Here is an 18185-nt window from a genome sequence, read left to right as displayed (position 1 = left end):
TGTGGGGCCGATCGATGGCTCTCCAGATTGGCCAGATCTACGGGGGCAGGTTCCGCATCCTTCGCGTGCTCGGCGAAGGCAAACACGGCCCCGTGTACGAAGGGGAAAACGTCGAGATCCATCGACGCGTCACGGTGGAGGAACTCGCGCCGTCGTGGTTCACACGCCCCGCCGCCGCGCTCGCCTCGTTCGCCCACGACGCACGTGCAGCGAACGGCGCGCTGTCACCACACATCGACAAGATTCTCGACGAACTCGAAATTTCGGGCGGCACGCGCATCCTCGTGAAGGAGCCCCGCGAAGGCGTGACGCTACGTCAACGCATGCGCGAACGTGGCCGCCTCGACGCCGACGAGACGAGCCGCATCGGCATCGAGGTCGCTCGTGGTCTTGCTGCAGCGCACACGGTCTCCGTCGTGCACCGCGCCCTCGACCCCGAAAGCATTTTCCTCGCGCGCGGGCACGAGCCCCGCATCGAGCTCGTCAAGATCCTCGATTTCGGCGTGGCCCATATCACGGAGAAGCAACCGCCCGACCACGCCACGCCCTACACGGCCCCCGAACAGATCCGCACCACGAACGAGATCGACGCGCGCGCCGACATCTACGCGCTCGGCGTGATCCTCTACGAATGCCTCGCCGGGCAGGCGCCGTTCGCCACGAGCGCCGAAGATGAACTTCTTTTCAGCATTGTGATGCAGGACCCTGCACCTCTGAAGAGGCTCGCGCCGGACGTCGACCCCGAGCTCGCGACGATCGTGCACAAGGCCATGGCGCGCGACCCAAGGGTCCGGTATCAACGCGACCAAGACCTCGCGCAGGCGCTCGCCACGTTCCGGGCTCGACGTGGCCTCGGCGCCGTCCCCGAGGTGGCTCTTGCACCGCACCCTCCGCGCCCGCCATCGCCCTCCATGAGCGCCCCCGGGGACGACGACGACGACCTGATGATCGCGGACCACGGCACGGTCATCATGGACCGCAAGCCGCACTTCCCCACGCATCAGGCCCCTCCAACCCCGCCGCCTCCGCCAGCCCAGGCCCAGCCGCCCCCGTCCGTGCGGCAGCCGCCCCTCTCGGGCCCGGCGCCCGCGGGGCTGCCCGTCCTGCCTCCCGCGATCACCGGCGTGCCCGCACGACCGCAGCCGCAGGCCGGTCGTCCTTCCCAGGCGCTCGCCCCGATCGTCGGCGGCGCGGCGTTCGTGATCGTGTTCGTCCTGGGCGCGCTCATCATGCTGGCCGTGCGTTTCATGCAGGATCCGATCGAGGAGGCCGCGACGCCTGCGCCCTCTGCTTCCGCAGCGCCCGCGCCTTCCGCCGTGCTCCCCGCGGTCACGCCGGTGGAGCCCGTGCCGACGTCGGAGGCGGTCGAAGGGAGCACGCGGATCATCACGCCGCCGCCGACGTCCGCCACGAGCACGCGCGGCACGGGGCCGACGCGCACCGCGCCGACCACGAAAGGCACGGGCAAGCGCCGCATTTCGGACGACTTGTGAGCGCGCCTCGGGGATCACGCGAGGCCCTCGTCCCGGCTGTCAAGAACTCGACTCCATGCGCCTTTCGCGCGTTATGATGAAACGCCCGCGCGTGCTCCGGAAACGATTCCGGACCTTCCTCCCGACCCGACAAGGCAGTCGATGACGCTTCAGCCCGGCAACATCATCGAAGGCAAATACCGCATCCTCCGGCTCCTCGGGCAGGGCGGCATGGGCGCGGTTTACGAGGGCGAGAACGAGCGCATCCATCGCCGCGTGGCCATCAAGGTCCTGCACGCGTCCGTCTCGGGCAAGGAGGACGTCGTCCAGCGCTTCGAGCGCGAGGCGCAGGCCGCGGGCCGCATCGGCTCCGAGCACATCGTCGAGGTGCTCGACCTCGGCAACCTGCCGACCGGCGAGCGCTTCATGGTCATGGAGTTCCTCGACGGCCAGAGCCTCGGCGATCGCATCAAGAAGCGAAAGCGCCTCACGCCGCAGGAGCTCGCGCCGCTCATCCACGGCCTGCTCGAAGGGCTCGCGGCCGCGCACGACGCGGGGATCGTCCACCGCGATCTCAAGCCCGACAACGTCTACCTGATCAACAACAAGAACCAGCGCGACTTCGTCAAAATCCTCGACTTCGGCGTGTCGAAGTTCTCCGCGCTCGACACCGACATGAGCATGACCAAGACCGGCGCGGTCATGGGCACGCCCTACTACATGTCGCCGGAGCAGGCGCGGGGCGGCAAGATCGACGCGCGCAGCGATCTCTACTCGGTCGGCGTGGTCATGTACCAGGCGATCACGGGACGCCTGCCGTTCCAGGCGCAGACGTTCAACGAGCTCGTCTTCAAGATCGCGCTCGAGTCGCCCGACCCGGCCGAGCTCGTCGTGCCGAACCTCGACCCGAACTTCGCCGCGATCATCGCGAAGGCCATGATCCGCGACGCGAACATCCGCTTCCAGACGGCGCGCGAATTCCAGGCCACCGTCGCGCAATGGATGATGGCGAACCCGGCGGGCCCCGAGCTCAACGCGGGCCGCATCCCCACGATCCAGCCGGGCATGTTCGACCCGCGCATGAGCCAGCAGAACCCGCTCGTCGGCACGGGGCCGCTCGGTTTGCCCGCGGGGTTCGACCCGCGCATGAGCCAGCAGGGCCCGATGGTCGGCGGGGGCATCCCCGGGACGTTCGATCCGCGCATGAGCCAGCAAAACCCGATGGTCATGGGTCAGCCCATCCCGGGGACGAGCCTCGGCATGTCGCACCCGAACCTCGGCATGTCACATCCCGGGCTCACGGTCGTCGGCGCGCCGCAGAAAAGCGGCAACGGCGCGATGATCGCGATCGGCCTGCTCGGCACGCTGCTCGTGGCGGCGAGCGGGCTCATCGTCTGGAAGTTCGTACTCGACAAACCCCCGGTGACGCCGCCGGCCGTGACCACACAAGCCGCTGCGACCAACCCTCCGCCGATGCCGACGCCCACGCCGACGCTCGCGCCGACGCCCGCGGCCACGCCGACGGAAGCGCCGACGCCGGCCGAGACGAACACGGCCGCGATCGGTACGGCGACGCCGCCGGTCGGCACGGGCGGGCCGCTTCCGACGGGCGCACGCACGGGCGGCACGGCGCCACTCGGCACGGGCACGGGGACCGCGAAGAAGCCGCCGCCCACGCCGACGACCACGTCGACGGGCGGCGGTCGCAAGATGGGCAGCGACCTCTGATCTAGCGGACGGCCGTGTAGAACGTCGCCTTGTCGCGACGAACCCGCAGGAGGAGTCGCCCGTCCTGCGCCGCCTTCTGCACGTCCGACGACGACGGCAGCCGCGCGAAGTCCGCCTCGAGCACGACGTCGCCGCGCTTGAGCCCCGCCCGATCCGCTGGCGAGTCCGGCGACACGGCCACGATCTGCGCGAGCGTGCTCCCGCCATCGCCATCCACGTCGCGCAGCGTGATCCCGAGCCCCTGCGGGCTCGACGCTTTCCGCTCGACCGGGAGCGCAGGCGGAGAGGTCTCGCTCTTCGCTTCGAGCGTCACCTTCGTCTGGTAGCGCTTGCCGCTGCGGATCACTTCCATCGCGAGGACCTCGCCGTCGTCGTGCAGGAAGAGCTCGCGGATCACGTCCTGCGCGTCGGCGATCGTGCGCGCACCGATCTTCGTGACGATGTCGCCCGGCTCGAGGTGCGCCTTCTGCGCGGGCCCGCCGGCGACCACGGTGTTCACGAGCGCGCCCGCGGTCGGCGCGCTCGGGATCTCGGCCGCGAGCTGCGGCGTGAGGTCCTGGATCCCGATGCCGATCCAGGCGCGCATCACGCGCCCCGTCTTCAGGATCTGCGTGGCCACGCGCCGCGCGATGTTCGAGGGCACGGCGAGCCCGATGCCCTGACCTTTGCTCACGATCATCGTGTTGATGCCGAGCACCTGGCCGTCGAGGTTCACGAGCGGACCGCCGGAGTTGCCCGGGTTGATGCTCGCGTCCGTCTGCAGATAGTCCTCGATCGCGTTCATCCCCACGCCGCCGCGTCCCTTCGCGCTGAGCACGCCGGTCGTCACCGTGTGCCCGAGGCCGAAGGGCGATCCGATCGCCACGACCCACTCGCCGACGCGCGCGGCGTCGCTGTCGGCGAACGTCGCGACGGGCAGGTTCGTCGCGTCGACACGGAGCACGGCGAGGTCGGTCGCGGGATCACGGCCGGCCACGCGCGCGGACAAGGTGCGGCCATCCTTGAGGCGCACGTTGATCGCGCGCGCGTCCTCGATGACGTGGTTGTTCGTGAGGATCGCGCCGTCGGCCGAGAAGATCACGCCCGAGCCCATGCCACGCGTCGTCGCGTCGGCGCGGAACCAGCGGCCCGCGGAGCTGTCGCCGCTCGAGACCGTCACGTCGATCTGCACGACGGCCGGGCTCGTCTTCTCGGCGACCGCGACGAACGTATCGCCGAGCGCGCGCACCTCGGCTGCCGTGGGCAAACCTCGCGCGGGCGCGGGGAGCGCGGGCGGCGGCGGGGCCTTCGGGCGCGGGACTTGCGCAGAAGCGACCGAAGAGGCCGAGCCGAGCCCGGCCATGACCAGCATCGAGGCGAGCATGCAGCGAGGGCGCATCGTTCCTCCGAGGGAAGGCAGGGGTTCGATTATGGATCTCTCGGGGCCGCCATGGCACGCGGAAGACGCGCGCCGTTCACGTCCCCGTCTCGCTCGGCCACGCGTCACGCCCCTCGTCGGCGAGCGTGACCGAGACCAGGTACAGCCCATCCGGCGGCGCGGTGATGCCCGCGTCGTCCCGGCGCTTCGAGGCGAGCGCGCGCGACACGGCGCCGGGCGCGAGACGCTCGCGTGCGACGTCCACGAACGTCCCCACGAGGATGCGCACCATGTTGTGCATGAACGCGTCGCCCTCGACCTCGATCCGGACGAGGCGTGGATCGTCCCGGTCGACCTCCACCGACACACGCCGCAGCGTGCGCACCGTGTTCTCCCGTGGATCCGCGGCCGATCGGAACGCGGCAAAATCATGCGTGCCGACGGCGAGGCTCGCCTCGGCCGCCGCGCGCGCAATCGATGCATCGTCCCTGAGCTGCTCGACGCGCCAAACGCGACCTTCGAGGAACGGATCCCGCACGAGATCGCGCAAGAGCAGATACCGGTAGCGCTTGCCCTGGCTCGCGAATCGCGGCGTGAATCCGCGCGGCACGAGCGACGCGCGACGCACCGCGATCTCCTTCGGCAAATGCCTCGCCGTGCCGAGCACCCATCCACGCGGCGGGACCACGCGCGTCGGATCGAACGCGACACGCTGGCCGAAGGCGTGCACGCCCGCGTCGGTGCGACTCGAACCGCGGATCTCGCGGATCGTCGGGTCGAGGGCGCGGAGCGCGGCGAGCAGCTCGCCGGCGATCGTGCGGCGATCGGGCTGGTGCGCGTAGCCCGAAAACGTGCGGCCGTCGTACGCGACGGTGAGAAGAATGCCGTCGGGGAGAGAGCTCGGGCCGCCCTCGTCAGCGGGCTCGTTCATGGGAAGAGATGCTTGGCTAGTTGCCGTCGCCGCCGCCGTCGCCGCCGCTGCCGCCGCTGCCCGGCGCGGGCCCGGCGCCGTAGCCGTAGAGGCAGGCGTCGCGCGCGTAGCCCTCGAGGGGGTTGCCCTGCAGGTCCTCTTTGCAGCACTCGTCCGGCGGCGAGACCTTGCCGTTGACGACGCAGGTGGCGAACGGGTTGCAGCCGTTGTCCACGTTGTCGATGTGCCCCTCTCCGTCGAGGTCCTGGTTGCACGAGGGCGTCGTGCCCTCCTCGGAGGCGCACGCCGAAGCGCCGCAAAGCAGCGCCACGAAGAGCGCCGCGAGGAGCGGAGAGGCCGGGCCTTTACCTTTCGGGGAAGCGAAGGGTTTCATCGAGGTCGTGCTCATGGCTGGAAAGGGGTGAGGCGATACCTTACCCATCCGCGGCCTCGGAGGGAACGTCCTCCGCGCGCGTGTACAAGGAGATCGCCGTATCTCCGTAGATTCGCGTCTCGTCGAGGACGAGGCGCCCGGGCTTCGGCGGGGCGTCGCGGCTCGCGTGTTCGAAGACGACGCGCGCCCCGGGCGCCGCGAGGTTCGACGTCTCGGCCGCGATCGCTTCGAGCACGCGCGCGGCCTCCGCGAGCGCGGCATACGGCGGATCGAGCAGGATGAGCTCGAAAGGGCCGAAGGGCGAGAGCGACGCGAGGGCGCGCGTGACCGGCTGCGTGATCACCCGCGAGGTGCCTTCGATCCCGAGCGACGCGAGGTTTTGCCGGAGCGCCGCGAGCGCGGGGCGACCGTTTTCGACGAACACCACGCGCGAAGCGCCACGCGAGATCGCCTCGATCCCGAGCGCGCCCGTGCCTGCGTAGAGGTCGAGCACGGCCGCGCCGGAGACGTCGCCGAGCACGTTGAAGAGCGCCTCGCGCACGCGATCGCTCGTCGGCCGCGTGGCATGCCCCGACGGGGCGACGAGCCTGCGTCCGCCGAGCGAGCCGCCGATCACGCGCATGGGAGGAGGGGTAGAGCGTTTGCGGTCAGAAGCGGAAACCGACGTCGAGCTTGCCGCCGGTCCGATCGACGCGGGGCAGGACCATGAAACCCGTCGTGGGTTTTTCCTTCGACGCCGTACCACTCGTCGCGACGAGGAAGACGCCGGCGCCGGCCGCGATGGCCGCGAGCGGATAGAACACGAGCTGCAGGAGCTGGCCCGTCTCGCCCGTCGAGCAGAGCTCGCCCACCCGCACTTTGTTGAAGCCGGGGACGACCGGCTCGCTCCCGCGCGCGAGATCGCAGATGTTCGTTTGCTGGTCGTAGAGCGCCTGGTTCTGATCGTAGTCGGGATTCTTGTTGACCCCGTTCACGGTCACGGTGCCGTAGATCCCGACCGCGCCGAACGCGACGCCCGCGCCGATCGCGGCAAAGCCGCCGATGCGCTTCCAGTTCGTCGGCGAGGTATCGCCGGCGGGCACGGGCGCGACGACCACGTCCGTCGGCGAGTTCGGCTTGACCGTGACCTCCGTGGACATGTCGGCGTATCCGGGCGCCTTGACCACGAGGTTGTGCTTGCCCGAGGGGACGAAGAACGTGCCTTCGCCGTTCGTGAGCGCGCCGAGCGGCTGACCATCGACGAAGACCTGGCCGGCCACGGCGCCGGCCTTGACCTTCACCTCGCCCTTGGGCGGGCCGTCCGTCAGCTTGTTCAGCGCGTCGGTGGCGATCTTGCGCAGCGCCTCGTCCTGCGATTCGGTCAGGTTCGCGCTGTATTCGACCTTGTGGTCCGTCGTGCCCTTGCCACGCACCCAGAAGTGCAGCTCGCCCGTGACGTTGCCGCCTTTGCCCTTGTCGAGCTTGCCCCACACGTACCGGTCGGCGCGGATTTGATCGGCGATGCGCGACTGACACCCGGCGTCCGGCGGATCCGGGCACTTCAGCGAGAGCGTGAGCACCTCGAGCGAGTAGTCCCCTTCGCCCTGCGACCAGCCTGGAGTTGCCCGGACCGCGTTCCGGAGCGCCTTCGTGAGCGCCTCGGCCTGGTCGTCGGCGTCCATCGTTTGGATCGAAATGATGTGGATCGGAAGCGTATCCGGCCCTGGCTCGGAGGCCTGGGCCGCGCCGATGGACATCCACGTCGCAAGCGCGAGCGTCGTCGCCAGACCGTATCGGGGTGCGCGCATGGTCATCTTGCCGCTCTCTCTCCTCCGCGCGACCACGTTATCCTCCCTTGGGCTCGTTCCGCAATTATGCGGTGACGGGGCGAGGAGGATCGGGCTTGGCTCAGCCGATCTCGACCTTGCTCCACATGTCGCGGCGCATCTTCTCCTTGCGGCGATCGGTCCGCGTGACGAGCCGTGCCGCGCCCCACGCCGCGAGGAGCTGCCCCTCCTGCCCGAGGCCGGGAAGGACGCTGCGACCGACGAGCAACGTGCGCTCGATCGGCCCCCGAATCGGCTCGCCGCCGAGCCCGAGGTACCCCGGCGGATCGACGTCGAGTTGCCGCACCATCGGCTCCGCCGCGATCGCCGCGCCCGTGAGCGAGCCTCGATCCACCGAGCGAAATCGGCCGTCTTCGTACACCCAGACCGGCAGCCCATCGTGCACCGAGTCGACGACACGCAGATGACGCTCGAGGAACGGCAGCTCCGCGGCGAGCGTCGACAGCACCACCTCGCGCATGCCGAGGAGCTGGATCGGACTTCGATCCGGCAAGAGCACCTCGGCGACGAGCAGCGACTCGCCCCGCACGCCGGGCATCGCGTGACGCTCCAGGTGAATCACGGGTCGCAATGCGCCCGGCGGTGCGCTCGAACGAGGACCCGCGGCCGGAGCCGTGCGTGCTGGGTTCCGGAGCGAGGGCCGATCGCCGGGGAGCACAAAACTCTCGACGCCGAGCGGCGCGGGCAAACCTTCGTCGCGCACCACGAGCGACACGACGAACCTGCCGACCGACGACGTGATCCGCGGCCACTCGCGCTGGGCGCGCTTGTGGATGCCCTCGCCGCCGGAGAGCGCCGCGAGGCCTTCGCCGTCGAGATCGGTGATCACGAAGCTCGCGCCCGTCGGCCCCTCGTCGCCGTCGACGATCACGCCCGCGGCCGACCCGCGTCGCAAATGGAGCGCCCGCGCGCGGGCCGACAGCATGCAACGACCGCCGTGCGCGGCGATGCGATCGACGAGGAACTGTTCGAGCTCGTCCTCGCCGCCCGGGAGCGTGTAGAGGCCACGTGTCCACGCGCCGTGCAGGCGAGCGACCGCGAACGGTGGCGGCAGCGTGGCGAGGTCGGTCGCGAACGACACCGACGACGTCACCACCTGCCGGAAAAAGTGCCCGCGCGGCAGCTCGACCAGGAGATCCGCGTCCGGCTCGGCGCGCACGTACGGCAGCATTGCTGCATATCGCCCCGTCTCGCGCCGCTCCCAGAACGTGCCCGGTGGCCAGACCGCGTCCCTTTCGAACGCCTCGTCCGCCGCGCCGTTCACGCGGGCGAGCTCGGCGTAGAGATCGTCGACCACGCGGCGCACCTCGGGCATCTCGCGATCGATCTCGCGGCCGAAGAGCACGAGGTCGGGCGGGATGTCGAGCCTGCGCCGCGGCGCGAGCACCTGCATCATGGGGCTCGCCGCGACCACGCGCCGCTTCCACGTCTGCGACTGCGCGAGCTCCACGAGCACGCGCGTCCACGCGGGCGAGGTCGCCGCGAGCATCGTGAACGCGCGCCTGCGCAGCGTGCGCTCGCCAAGCTTGTAACTCGCGGGCCTGCCGCCCTGACCGAGCACGAGCACCGTGAAGTCGCGCCGCGCAAGCAGCGCGGCCGTCACCAGCGCCCCGAGCGATCGGCCGAGGACGACGACGTCGAAATGCTTCGAGGTCACGACGCGCTCTCCCTCAATCGTCCGTCGCCTCGACGCCGAGCGCGCCCGGCACGCCGACGAGCTCGACACGAGGCCTCGCCGCGGCCGTGGCCGGCGGATGCACCGTGAGATGTCCCGCGGCGATCGCGGCGAGCACGTGCACGAGCAGCGCGTGCTCGCGGGCGAGGATCCGCGTTGACAAACGCTCCTCCGTATCGTCCGGCAGCACCGGCACCGCGGCTTGCGCGAGGATCGGCCCCGTGTCCGTCCCGACGTCGACGAGGTGCACCGTGCAGCCCGTGATCCGCACGCCGTGCGCGAGCGCCTGCGCCTGCGCACTCACGCCCGGGAACGCGGGCAAAAGCGACGGATGGATGTTGATCACGCGGCCCGGAAACGCGTCGAGCAGCACGCTCGTCACGATCCGCATGAAACCCGCGAGCACCACCCACGAGGCGCCGGCTTGCTGGAGTGCGGCCACGAGCGCGGCGTCGAACGATGCGCGGTCCGGGTGATCTTTGTGGCTGATCACAACCGTCGGCACGCCGGCTTCGCGGGCGCGGTCGAGTCCCTGGGCGCTGGGACGGTTCGAGATCACCAGGCGGACGCGCGCGTCGAGCTTGCCCGCGGCGATCGCGTCGAGGATCGCCTGGAGGTTACTGCCGCGGCCGGAGATGAGCACACCGAGGTCGAGGGTCATCGGGGCGTGCCATCGTAGCCAAGAACCGGGGACGCGCATCGCCCGCGCGCTCGATCCGGATATCATCGCGCCGTGCGACCCCGTTTTTCGTGCCTCTTTTTCGCCGCCCTGCTCCTCCCGCTCGCGTGCCAGTCGTCGCGCTCCTCGCCCGTCCCGGCCGGAGACGGCGGCACGCTGCGGCAGATCCTGGTGACGGGGACCGACGAGGTGGGCCTCTCGTCGCTCGCGGTCGGCCCATCGGGCGCGCTCTTCACGATGACGGAGAGACAACCCCTCCTCGTCGAGCTCGCGAAGGCGGGCGCCGTGGTCCGCAAGACCCCGGTGAGCGGCGCGCCCGAGGGCGTCGATTTCGAGTCGCTCGCGTGGCTCTCGGGGGAATCGTTCGCGATCGGCACCGAGGGCGGCTGCTCGAAGACGGGCGCGGATCGAATCCTCCTCGCCACGCGCGAGGGCGATTCGGCCCGCGTGACGCGCACGCTCGACGTCCCGCTCTCGGCGTGGGGCGCGTCGTGTGATTCGGGGCATGGCATCGAGGGCCTCTGCGCGGCGTCGGGACAGCTCGTCGCGGCGATCGAGGACGCGATCGACGGCGAAGGCAAGGCGCGGTATGCGCCGATCGAGCGTATCGACCCGGCGACGGGCGACCGGGCGGCGTTTCGTTTGTCGCTCACGAGCACGAAGGACGAAAAAGGAAAAATCTCCGGCCTCGATTGCCGTGCGCGAGGGACGGATCAAATCGAGGTGCTCGCCATGGAGCGCCATTTCGCGGTTTCGCGCATCCTCTCGTTCACGCTCCCCGCCAAGGGACCGGGGACCACGACGCCGATCGAGCCGCGTGTCCTCGTGGACCTCGCGCCACACACGAACGGCGGCAAACGCAATTTCGAGGGGATCGTCTGGAAGGACGAAACCCACGCGCTGCTCATCGTCGACAATCAATATGGTGAAAACATTTCCGGGCCGAACGAACTCCTCGAAGTGACGCTGCCGGCCGCGCCGTGAATCTCGTTTTTCCCCGCCCATATCAGCCGACGCCGCCGCGCCCGAGCATCCCCACGAGCGACAGCCAGAGCTCCTTCACCGTCGGATAACGTTGCTCCGGCTCGATCGCGAGCGCGCGCTCCACCCACCCGTCGATCCCCGCCGGCAAATCCGGCCGGAGCGCGTGCAGGCTCGGCCGCTTGCCGCGCGTGCTCATTTTCACGACGTCGATCAGCGCCTCCGCGGGGAACGGCACCTGGCCCGCGAGCGCGCGGAAGATCACGGCGCCGATCGCGTAGACGTCGGCCGCGGGCGTGACCCGATCCGGCCGGCCCTGCCAGCCCTCGGGCGCGATGTACGACGGCGAGCCCACGACGAGCCCTTCCTGCGTGAGCGGCGTCGATACCGACAGCACCTTCACGAGACCAAAATCGAGCAGCCGCACCGGCCCTCGCGCCGTCGAATCCAGCACGAAGATGTTCGCCGGCTTGATGTCGCGGTGCACGATCCCCCTCTGGTGCGCGACGTCGAGCGTGTCCACGATCGGCGAGATCACCTCGAAAAGCCTCGATCGCGACAGCCTCCCCACGTTGCGCTCGTGATCGCCGAGGTAGCGCTCGAAATCCTTGCCGCGCAGCAGCTCCATCACGATGTACATCTGCCCGGCCTTCGTGCGGTTCAGCGCGAAGATCTGCACCGCGCTCGTGCCCGACAGGGCGCCCATCGCGCGCGCCTCCCTTCGCATGCGCGTCGCGAACTCGGGCGCGTCCGCCACCTCGGGACGCAGAAACTTGACGGCCACGGGCGCGCCGATGTCGAGATCCTCGGCCTCGTAGACAGTTCCATGCCCGCCTTCGCCGATCCGCCGCAGGATGCGGTATTGCCCGTCGATCACCTCGTTCACCTGAAACATCCGCCGCTCCTCCGCAGGCCGCACGGCCAAGGCGAGGCCCCGACAGGCATCGTACACGGAGCGCTGGACTTGTCAGGACCGTGGGTACAGTAACCCTCCTATCCGCGACGCACAGCTCGGGAGATCCTCATGCTCGAACGACCTTTCCACTTCCTTTCCGCCCATCCCCTCGCCCGCGCCGCCGTGCTCGCGGCCCTCACCCTGTTCGGCGCGGCTTGCGGCGCCAAGGTCGTCGTCGATGCCGAAGGCGAAACCGGCGGCGCAGGCGGCGCAGGCGGCGCGGGCGGCACCGGCGCCACCGGCGGCGCGGGCGGCGTGGGCGGCCTGCAGTGCGGCGAGGAGCCCCTGATCGGCAAGATCCTCGCCGTGTGCGTCTCCATGAACGGCGGCGACTTCTGCCCCCCTGCGGGGTCGAGCCCCGGCCTGCTCACGACGCTCGCGGACGCGGCCGGCGTTTGCGCCGAGACGAACCCCACGGCCTGCTGCAACCAGCCCGCGTTCCGCCAGGTCGTCTGCGATTTGCCGCCGCAGGACGACGAGTGTTGTTACCACGTCCATTACCTCCCGAACGTGGTTTGTCCGTGAAGACCGCGCGGGGCCTCGTCCTCTCCGCGCTCGTGCTCGCGGGCGGATGCGCCCCCGCGCCACCGCCTGCGCGCGCCGAAAGCGACGCACCGCCCGCTCGCAACGCCCCTCCGGAAGACCTGCTCGTGCTCGCGGATCTCCGTGTGCTTCGTGGGGACGAGCCGGTCGTCATGCTCTACCGCAACGGCTTGCTCGTGGAGCACGGCGAGACGCTCGGCACCCTTCATTCCAATGGGTTTTTCGTCGATCTCGGCGGCACGATCGAAATTCGTTTGAGCTCCGACGGTACCGTCCCGACGCGCTCAGGGACGCTGATCATCGACGAAGGCGGGACGGCGACGTTCCGCCTCCCGGAGGTCGAGCCCGAGGTGCTACGCTTCGACGCCGAGGGCCGCGTCGCCGGCGCCAAGACGCCCCTGCGCGTCGAGGGGCTCACCCCGCGCATGCGCCGGACCGCGATGTTCGCGCTCCTCCTGCCGGATCTCCTCCGCCTCCGGCGCCACGACACGATCAAGTAGACCACATCCCCGCACTCGGACATTTCCTGTCCGATCCAGGACCGTATTTCGCTGGAAATAGGGCGCGCATGCGGTAATCTGTGCGCCGTTCCAACGAAGAACAACACGCGGCTCGGCGACGGGCGGCGTGACCCAACGGCGGTTCATCGAGGGGGGGCCGGGTGAGAGGCGCGGAGAGCGCCTCCGGGCTGCTTTTTTCGATCCGCCTTCACATCAGGAGGTCCTCGTGACGCTCGCGATGCATCATTTCGACGGCGTTCGTATCCGCATGCCTATGATCGTGGCAGCCGTAGCTGCTTTTGTGCTCCTCAGCGCCGTGCTGCTCGGCGTTGCCTCGTGGATCGTGGATTCGAACCGGCATTCCGCTGTGGGAAGCGCGCAGACGTCGAGCGCGTCCACCCTGGACGCGCCCGATCCGGTGCGCCTCCTCGAGGATCGGGGCCGCCCCGGACGCCGGTACTGATCGACATCCTTCACATCCCCGGGGGGGGTTTTTTTCCACGAACCGAACGGGGGCGCTCGCCGGAAGGCGCCTCCGCGCCCGCCCAGGCTCTCCCGCGCATGGCGTAGGCGACGCCCGCCTGCAGGGTCGCGCGCGTGACCACGTCGCCCATGTTGGCGCCGAGCTGCACCAGGGTCTGCGCGACCTCCGAGCGAATGCCGGTGATCACGACCTGGGCCCCGAGCAGCGACACCGCCTTCGCCGCGCGCAGGAGGGCATCGGCGACCTGCGTGTCCACCACCGGGACGCCCGTGATGTCCAGAATGGCGACGCGCGCCTGCGTCCGGCCGACGCCGTCGAGGAGCGTCCCGAGCACCTGCTCGGCGCGGCGTGTATCGAGCGACCCGACGAGCGGCATCACGAGCACGTCGTCGGTGATCGGCACGAGCGGCGTCGAGAACTGCGCGAGCGCCAACGCCTGCTCCTGGATGAGCCGCTCGGCCTCCTTGCGTTCGGTCACGTCCTGCCAGGCGCCGACGAATTCGACGGGCTGCCCCTGCTCGTCCTTCACGAGCACGATCTCGTCGTACACCCACAGCCATTGACCGTTTCCGTGACGGAAGCGGTATTCGTGCGTCTGATGTCCGTGCTCGAAGCTCCCCGCGAGGTCGGCGAGCACCTGGGGCGCGTCGTCGGGGTGAATCCGATCTGTCCAGAACGACGGGTCACGCAGGAATTCTTCGGCGTGGTATCCGAATTGCGAGAAAACGTTGTCGCTGATGTACGTGCACACGAAATCGAGCGTGCCCGCATAGAGGACCACGCGGCTCGCGTTGAGGAGGCGCTCGATGCGCGTCTGCGTGAGTGCACCGTCCGGGGACTTCTGGGTCACGATCGACGAGTACCACCGCGCGCGTCCCGATCGCAAGGGCCGTTGATGTTCAAAACGTTATCGTATGGTTGCACGATCCGTCAGTTCAATGGCGGCGGACGGGAGCCGCGCGACATCACGCCCTGCGCGCCGCGTCGGATCGCCTCGATGTAGGCCCGCGCTTCCGACTCGCTGGCGATGAACTTGAACGGGGTCGAGGCGCGCGCGGGTCTGAGCAAACGGGCGGCCTTGATCGCGAGGTTCGAGATCGCGCGCTGCTGGAAGTTGCCCCCGTAGATCGCCGTGCCCCGCAGGTTTCTGGCCGTATCGGATTCGATCGCGAGCTTGCGCGCCTCGGCGTGCACGTGCCCCATCTGCGCGATGCCCGCGAGCCAGAAGACCGGCCCACCCACCTGCGCGACCCCCGTTCGGATCAGCTCGAACATACGCCGCATGTCCTCCACAGCGACGTCGCCGACATTCCGGATGTGCACGATGTCCGGCGCCTCGAAGCGATAGACGTGCTCCCCGAACGCCTCCCAGTCCGTATTCGATAGCGCCATGCAATCCCCGATTGCGGGCGCATTGCCCACCGGCACAGGATGAGCCCCGCGCCGCGACCGTGTCAAGCCCCGTTGACGGACGGACGCACCCATTGTAATCGGGCCACCGACGTCGTCCGTCCCGCGCACCCCAAGGCCCTTGCGCCGAGGCCCGTTGCGCCGAACGGACACGGAGCAAGCCCCATGCGTACGCCCTTCCTGTTCCTCCTCGCCAGCCCGATGCTCTTCGCCTGCCGCGACACCGCGCCCGACGCCACGAAAACGCCCACCGAAAGCGCCGCGACGACGACGGCGACGACGACGGCGACGACGACGGCGAAGGCGCCGAGCGCGACCGAACCGCCCGCAGAGCCACCCACGAAAGCCCCAGAGCCGGCCGCGCCGACGGCGAAGCCTACCGCGCCGACGCAGGGGACGAAGGAGCCCGGGGATACCGCGCCAGAAGCGTTCGAGGGAACGGCCGCGGCCGTCGAGAAGAAGATCCCCGAGGTGCACACGGTCGAGCTGCGCTCGGTCCGGGCGGGCCGTCACGCAGGATTCGATCGGACCGTATTCGAGTTTTCGGGTGCATTGCCCGGCTACCGCGTGGAGTACATCGACAAACCCGTCCGCCGCTGCGGAACCGGCGACCCCGTGACGATCGCCGGCGACGGCCGGCTCCGGGTCCGGATGACGCCGGCGCGGGCGCACGACGACGCGGGCCGCTCGACGCTGAGCCCGGTCGAACAGCGCCCGAAGCTGCCCGTCTTGCTCGAGCTCGCACCCACGTGCGATTTCGAGGGTGAGCTCACCTGGGTGCTCGGCGTCGGCTCGCCGAATCGGTATCGCGTGCTCGAGCTCCGGGATCCTCCGCGGATCGTCGTCGACATCAAACACGGCCGCGCCCCTTGACGCGCCTTGGAGACGCTCCTACCGCCGGTGCGGGCGGGAGAGCGCGTGGGGGCGCACGGCCGCCCCGCGCCACGGCGCGCTCGGAGGAGGGCCATGAAGACCGTCGAAGACATCCCGATCCTGTCGGGACAAACGTTTTCCGGACACGCGAAGGAGTTCCGGACCACGCAGGCCGCGATCTTCCTGCGCCTCGCGCGCGAGCTCGGCGACCTGGGGCAGATTCGATTCTTCAACTTCCCGCTCGTCGTCCTCTGCGCGCCCGAGCTCGCGCACGAGGCGCTCGTGGAGAAGCAAAAGAGCTTCGAGAAGAGCATCGCCACGAAGATCATGTTTTACCCCTTCGCCGGCCGTGGCCTCTTCACGAGCGAAGGCGAGCCGTGGCGCAAGCAACGCAAGCTCATGGCGCCGCTCTTCCACCCGCGCACCATCGACGGATATGCGCCGATGATGAACGACGTCATCACGCGTTGCCTCGACGACTGGAAGGACGGCGTGATCATCGACGCCGGGCGTGAGATGACGCGCATCACCATGGGTGTCGCGGCCAAGGTCCTCTTCGACGCCGACACGCTCGATGAATCCGACGAGATCAGCGACGCGATCCGGACGATGTTCAATTACCTCGGCGATCAGACCGGCAGCGTCTCGATCGTCGTGCGCGCGACGTTGGTCCAGCTGCTTCTGCAACGGCAAAACCTCCCCGCCCCGCTCGAACGCGCCCGCGAAGCCACCATCGAGGCCCTGCACCAGCCCGTTCCCCTGCCCACGGCCGAGCGACGCAAGCTCTTCGCCGCGGTCCGGACCCTCGACGATCGCATTCAACGCATGATCACCGACCGCCGGCAGAACGGCGGCGACCGGCCCGATCTGCTCTCGCGGCTGCTCGCGGCCCGCGACGAGGACGACGGCTCGTTCATGACCGATCGCCAGGTGCGCGACGAGGCCATGACGCTGTTCATCGCCGGCCACGAGACGACGGCGACGTCGACGACCTGGTGCCTCTATTTCCTGGCGCGTCACCCCGAAGTCTACCGCCGCTGGCAGCAGGAGGTCGACGGCCTGTCCGGAAAAACCCCGACCGCGGCGGATGCGACCCGCCTCGAATACACGCGCGGCGTCTTCCGGGAGGCGCTGCGGCTTTACCCGCCGGCCTTTGCGATCGATCGTGTCGCCATCGAGGACGTGGAGGTCGGCGGATACCATCTGCCCAAGCTGACGTCGATCATCGTCCCGATCCACGCGCTCCACCGGCGCGAGGCGATCTTCCCCGACCCGGAGCGATTCGATCCGACGCGATTCTCCCCGGAGAACGAGGCGAAGCGGCCGCGCGGCGCCTACATGCCGTTCGGCGCCGGCCCGCGCATCTGCATCGGCGCGACCTTCGCCACGCTCGAAGCCGAGCTCTTGCTCGCGCAGATCGCCCAGCGCTTCGATTTCGAGCCCGTGAGCGACGCGCCGATCGGCCCCGATTACGCAACGGCCCTCCGGCCCGAAAAACCCGTCCTCCTCCGCGTCCGCGCGAGGCGCGCCGCGAACTGATCACCAGATCCCGCTGAAGCCCACGAGCGGCCCGCCGCCGGGCAGCGGGCTCGCCGTCATCCCCGAGAGCCGCGCCGTCCCTGTATCTTTGCTCGTCGTCGGCCGGTGCAGCCACGGCACCACGAACCCGACGGCCGATCCCACGATCGCGCCGATCATCACGTCCGTAAAATAATGTTTGTCCGCGGCCATGCGGAGATACCCCGTGGCCGCCGCGATCGTGAGCCCGGTGGCCCAGATCCAGGGCGCCGCGCGATATCCCTTCAGCGTGGCCACCGTCCCGCTCGCGACCGCCGCGGAGAACGTGAACGACGTGTGACCGGAAAAAAAGGACAGGTTGTTATCGCGGCTGTCCCGTTCGTCCGGGTCCACGGAGTTGTATTCGAGCAGCGGGCGCTCCCGCCCCACGGAAAACTTCACGATCTGGGTGAGGTCCGCGGCCACGACCATCGATTCCAGAATGACGAGCGCGTCCGTCCCCCACTCCGCGAGCGTGCCACCCGTCGCGTACACGACCGCCGCGTCGAACCCGAATGCCGCGAGCGGGGCGAGCCCATACAGCCCGACGTCGCTGAGACGGGCCGCCGTCTTCGTGTTGCCCCAGTGGAGCGCCCTCGCGATCGAATCGTCGATCCCCGGCGGGCTGCACCACCGGCACGAAGCCGGCGCGATCTTCGATTTCAAGACCTCCGTCGTGATCCACGCCGCGCCGCCCACGGCGGTCACGGTGAGATCGATCGGCAGGTTCACCCGCATCATCGGCCGGGCGGGCGGAGGCTCCTCGGCCGAGGCGACGGCCGGCGCGGCGAGGGACGCAACGAACACGAACGAAAGCAGGAAGCGCGGCATGGCGGACATC

The 18185-nt window shown here is 69.5% G+C and carries 19 protein-coding genes; 8 read left to right on the top strand and 11 right to left on the bottom strand.

Features of this window, described 5'->3' with window-relative positions; all coding sequences use genetic code 11:
• The first annotated feature begins 14 nt into the window (after window positions 1–14).
• Window positions 15–1493, top strand: coding sequence for a serine/threonine protein kinase (locus tag KEG57_RS07600; protein ID WP_272417381.1), 1479 nt, complete (start codon window positions 15–17; stop codon window positions 1491–1493).
• 141 nt (window positions 1494–1634) lie between these two features.
• Window positions 1635–3200, top strand: coding sequence for a serine/threonine-protein kinase (locus KEG57_RS07595; RefSeq protein ID WP_272417380.1), 1566 nt, complete (start codon window positions 1635–1637; stop codon window positions 3198–3200).
• A gap of 1 nt (window position 3201) precedes the next feature.
• Here KEG57_RS07595 and KEG57_RS07590 read toward each other — a convergent pair whose 3' ends face one another.
• From KEG57_RS07590 to purN, 7 genes are all read right to left on the bottom strand, one after another.
• The gene (locus tag KEG57_RS07590) at window positions 3202–4578 is read right to left on the bottom strand and encodes a trypsin-like peptidase domain-containing protein (protein WP_272417379.1); all 1377 of its coding nucleotides are present in this window, start codon (window positions 4576–4578) and stop codon (window positions 3202–3204) included.
• Between the two features lie 76 nt (window positions 4579–4654).
• Entirely contained in the window at window positions 4655–5488 is an 834-nt protein-coding gene (gene truA / locus KEG57_RS07585; RefSeq protein WP_272417378.1) for a tRNA pseudouridine(38-40) synthase TruA, read from the bottom strand.
• 16 nt (window positions 5489–5504) lie between these two features.
• Window positions 5505–5876, bottom strand: a complete 372-nt coding sequence (locus KEG57_RS07580) for a hypothetical protein (protein WP_272417377.1) — start codon at window positions 5874–5876, stop codon at window positions 5505–5507.
• 25 nt (window positions 5877–5901) lie between these two features.
• On the bottom strand, window positions 5902–6483 hold the full coding sequence (gene rsmD, locus KEG57_RS07575) for a 16S rRNA (guanine(966)-N(2))-methyltransferase RsmD (RefSeq protein ID WP_272417376.1): 582 nt from the start codon (window positions 6481–6483) through the stop codon (window positions 5902–5904).
• A 25-nt stretch (window positions 6484–6508) separates the two neighbouring features.
• Window positions 6509–7648 (bottom strand): PEGA domain-containing protein, encoded by a 1140-nt coding sequence (locus KEG57_RS07570; protein WP_272417375.1) that lies wholly within the window; start codon window positions 7646–7648, stop codon window positions 6509–6511.
• Between the two features lie 100 nt (window positions 7649–7748).
• Complete coding sequence (locus KEG57_RS07565) at window positions 7749–9344, bottom strand: NAD(P)-binding protein (protein ID WP_272417374.1); 1596 nt, start codon at window positions 9342–9344, stop codon at window positions 7749–7751.
• A 13-nt stretch (window positions 9345–9357) separates the two neighbouring features.
• A complete protein-coding gene (gene purN / locus KEG57_RS07560) occupies window positions 9358–10023 on the bottom strand; it encodes a phosphoribosylglycinamide formyltransferase (RefSeq protein ID WP_272417373.1) in 666 nt (221 codons plus the stop codon).
• Window positions 10024–10095: 72 nt separating this feature from the next.
• Here purN and KEG57_RS07555 point away from each other — a divergent pair, with 72 nt between their 5' ends.
• Window positions 10096–11025, top strand: coding sequence for an esterase-like activity of phytase family protein (locus KEG57_RS07555; protein ID WP_272417372.1), 930 nt, complete (start codon window positions 10096–10098; stop codon window positions 11023–11025).
• A gap of 22 nt (window positions 11026–11047) precedes the next feature.
• Here the strand turns inward: KEG57_RS07555 and KEG57_RS07550 are convergent, their stop codons facing one another.
• Window positions 11048–11917 (bottom strand): serine/threonine-protein kinase, encoded by an 870-nt coding sequence (locus tag KEG57_RS07550; protein ID WP_272417371.1) that lies wholly within the window; start codon window positions 11915–11917, stop codon window positions 11048–11050.
• Between the two features lie 129 nt (window positions 11918–12046).
• Here KEG57_RS07550 and KEG57_RS07545 point away from each other — a divergent pair, with 129 nt between their 5' ends.
• The 3 genes from KEG57_RS07545 (at window position 12047) to KEG57_RS07535 (ending at window position 13483) form a co-directional block, all read left to right on the top strand.
• The gene (locus KEG57_RS07545; protein ID WP_272417370.1) at window positions 12047–12502 is read left to right on the top strand and encodes a hypothetical protein; all 456 of its coding nucleotides are present in this window, start codon (window positions 12047–12049) and stop codon (window positions 12500–12502) included.
• Window positions 12499–13020 (top strand): hypothetical protein, encoded by a 522-nt coding sequence (locus tag KEG57_RS07540; protein ID WP_272417369.1) that lies wholly within the window; start codon window positions 12499–12501, stop codon window positions 13018–13020. The genes KEG57_RS07545 and KEG57_RS07540 overlap by 4 nt, the downstream gene beginning before the upstream one ends.
• A 226-nt stretch (window positions 13021–13246) precedes the next feature.
• Window positions 13247–13483, top strand: a complete 237-nt coding sequence (locus tag KEG57_RS07535) for a hypothetical protein (RefSeq protein ID WP_272417368.1) — start codon at window positions 13247–13249, stop codon at window positions 13481–13483.
• Between the two features lie 10 nt (window positions 13484–13493).
• Here the strand turns inward: KEG57_RS07535 and KEG57_RS07530 are convergent, their stop codons facing one another.
• Window positions 13494–14354, bottom strand: a complete 861-nt coding sequence (locus KEG57_RS07530; RefSeq protein WP_272417367.1) for a PAS domain-containing protein — start codon at window positions 14352–14354, stop codon at window positions 13494–13496.
• 80 nt (window positions 14355–14434) lie between these two features.
• Window positions 14435–14896 carry an STAS/SEC14 domain-containing protein gene (locus tag KEG57_RS07525; protein ID WP_272417366.1) on the bottom strand — a complete coding sequence of 154 codons (462 nt, stop codon included), beginning with the start codon at window positions 14894–14896 and terminating at the stop codon, window positions 14435–14437.
• 183 nt (window positions 14897–15079) lie between these two features.
• On the opposite strand from KEG57_RS07525, the gene KEG57_RS07520 reads away from it, so the two are divergent.
• Together KEG57_RS07520 and KEG57_RS07515 are read left to right on the top strand one after the other, a co-directional pair.
• Entirely contained in the window at window positions 15080–15787 is a 708-nt protein-coding gene (locus tag KEG57_RS07520) for an AMIN-like domain-containing (lipo)protein (RefSeq protein ID WP_272417365.1), read from the top strand.
• Window positions 15788–15880: 93 nt separating this feature from the next.
• Window positions 15881–17326, top strand: a complete 1446-nt coding sequence (locus KEG57_RS07515; RefSeq protein WP_272417364.1) for a cytochrome P450 — start codon at window positions 15881–15883, stop codon at window positions 17324–17326.
• Here KEG57_RS07515 and KEG57_RS07510 read toward each other — a convergent pair whose 3' ends face one another.
• Window positions 17327–18184, bottom strand: a complete 858-nt coding sequence (locus tag KEG57_RS07510; RefSeq protein WP_272417363.1) for a phosphatase PAP2 family protein — start codon at window positions 18182–18184, stop codon at window positions 17327–17329.
• Between the last annotated feature and the right edge of the window lies 1 nt (window position 18185).

The organism is Polyangium jinanense (genome assembly GCF_028435365.1).
Note: the sequence above shows the minus strand (reverse complement) of the source record. Positions and strands in the feature narration are given on the sequence as shown.

What these genes read in the sequence shown, in the direction of transcription:
- KEG57_RS07600 (WP_272417381.1), top strand. Translation starts at nt 15, where the DNA reads ATGGCTCTCCAGATTGGCCAGATCTACGGGGGCAGGTTCCGCATCCTT.
- KEG57_RS07595 (WP_272417380.1), top strand. Translation starts at nt 1,635, where the DNA reads ATGACGCTTCAGCCCGGCAACATCATCGAAGGCAAATACCGCATCCTC.
- KEG57_RS07590 (WP_272417379.1), bottom strand. Translation starts at nt 4,578, where the DNA reads ATGCGCCCTCGCTGCATGCTCGCCTCGATGCTGGTCATGGCCGGGCTC.
- truA (WP_272417378.1), bottom strand. Translation starts at nt 5,488, where the DNA reads ATGAACGAGCCCGCTGACGAGGGCGGCCCGAGCTCTCTCCCCGACGGC.
- KEG57_RS07580 (WP_272417377.1), bottom strand. Translation starts at nt 5,876, where the DNA reads ATGAGCACGACCTCGATGAAACCCTTCGCTTCCCCGAAAGGTAAAGGC.
- rsmD (WP_272417376.1), bottom strand. Translation starts at nt 6,483, where the DNA reads ATGCGCGTGATCGGCGGCTCGCTCGGCGGACGCAGGCTCGTCGCCCCG.
- KEG57_RS07570 (WP_272417375.1), bottom strand. Translation starts at nt 7,648, where the DNA reads ATGCGCGCACCCCGATACGGTCTGGCGACGACGCTCGCGCTTGCGACG.
- purN (WP_272417373.1), bottom strand. Translation starts at nt 10,023, where the DNA reads ATGACCCTCGACCTCGGTGTGCTCATCTCCGGCCGCGGCAGTAACCTC.
- KEG57_RS07550 (WP_272417371.1), bottom strand. Translation starts at nt 11,917, where the DNA reads ATGTTTCAGGTGAACGAGGTGATCGACGGGCAATACCGCATCCTGCGG.
- KEG57_RS07545 (WP_272417370.1), top strand. Translation starts at nt 12,047, where the DNA reads ATGCTCGAACGACCTTTCCACTTCCTTTCCGCCCATCCCCTCGCCCGC.
- KEG57_RS07525 (WP_272417366.1), bottom strand. Translation starts at nt 14,896, where the DNA reads ATGGCGCTATCGAATACGGACTGGGAGGCGTTCGGGGAGCACGTCTAT.
- KEG57_RS07520 (WP_272417365.1), top strand. Translation starts at nt 15,080, where the DNA reads ATGCGTACGCCCTTCCTGTTCCTCCTCGCCAGCCCGATGCTCTTCGCC.
- KEG57_RS07515 (WP_272417364.1), top strand. Translation starts at nt 15,881, where the DNA reads ATGAAGACCGTCGAAGACATCCCGATCCTGTCGGGACAAACGTTTTCC.
- KEG57_RS07510 (WP_272417363.1), bottom strand. Translation starts at nt 18,184, where the DNA reads ATGTCCGCCATGCCGCGCTTCCTGCTTTCGTTCGTGTTCGTTGCGTCC.